The sequence below is a fragment of the Streptomyces sp. NPDC085524 genome (assembly GCF_044541755.1).
GTDB lineage: Bacteria > Actinomycetota > Actinomycetes > Streptomycetales > Streptomycetaceae > Streptomyces.
In genome coordinates this window covers 1-1116 of sequence record NZ_JBITTH010000080.1, presented here as the reverse complement: position 1 = coordinate 1116, position 1116 = coordinate 1, and the positions used below count along the sequence as shown (strand labels likewise).

Below are 1116 nucleotides of genomic sequence, written 5' to 3'. Positions count from 1 at the left end.
ACCAACGAGTGGATCCACGCCAACCAGGACAAGGCCAAGGCCTCCGCCAACGCCAAGCTCGCCGCCGAGGGCGGCAAGCCGCTCGACGCGAAGGTCATCGACCCGGCGTGGCCCAGCATCCAGGTCACCGACGACCCGCTGGCCTCGACGCTGAAGGCGCAGGCCGACTACGCCGTCAAGGCCAAGCTCATCGAGCAGCCCGACCTGGCCGGCATCTACGACCTGACGCTCCTGAACAAGGTGCTGAAGGCCGCCGGCAAGCCCGAGGTCTCCGACGCCGGCCTCGGCGCCAAGTAACTCCCCCGCCCAGCGAATCCAGCAATCCCAGGAGGTGACGACCATGGCCACCACGCTTGCCAAGGCTGCCGAGGGCACCGCAACGGAGCTCACGCACGCCGCCCGTATCGAGCACGTCTCGAAGTCCTTCTCCGGCCCGGCCGGAACGCAGCTCGTCCTGGACGACATCAGCCTCGATGTCGCTCCCGGAGAGTTCGTCACCATCCTGGGCGCCTCCGGCTGCGGAAAGTCCACCCTGCTCAACCTCGTCGCCGGACTCGACAAGCCCACCGCCGGCTCCATCGAGACCTCCGGCCGGCCCGCCCTGATGTTCCAGGAACACGCCCTCTTCCCCTGGCTGACCGCGGGCAAGAACATCGAACTCGCCCTGCGCCTGCGCGGCGTCGCCAAGACCGACCGCAAGCCCGAAGCCGAACGCCTGCTGGAACTGGTCCGCCTCGGCGGCGCCCACGGCAAACGCGTCCACGAACTCTCCGGCGGCATGCGCCAGCGCGTCGCCCTGGCCCGCGCCCTCGCCCAGGACAGCCGCCTCCTCCTGATGGACGAGCCCTTCGCGGCCCTCGACGCCATCACCCGCGACGTCCTGCACGGCGAACTCACCCGCATCTGGGAAGAGACCGGCCTCTCCGTCCTCTTCGTCACCCACAACGTCCGCGAGGCCGTCCGCCTCGCCCAGCGCGTGGTCCTGCTCTCCTCCCGCCCCGGCCGGGTCGCGAAGGAATGGACCGTGGACATCGCCCAGCCCCGCCGCATCGAAGACGCGGACGTCGCCGAGCTGTCCCTCGAGATCACTGAACACCTGCGTGGGGAGATCCGCCG

Annotated in this window: 1 protein-coding gene and 1 pseudogene; both read left to right on the top strand. The window is 69.8% G+C overall.

All coding sequences use genetic code 11. The annotated features are described in order from the left end of the window. Positions 1-297, top strand: a pseudogene (locus tag ACIGFK_RS42505) (sulfate ABC transporter substrate-binding protein); the annotation flags it as partial. Between the two features lie 43 nt (positions 298-340). Continuing rightward, the coding region (locus tag ACIGFK_RS42500; RefSeq protein WP_400056169.1) for an ABC transporter ATP-binding protein at positions 341-1116 on the top strand (776 nt) is incomplete at its 3' end.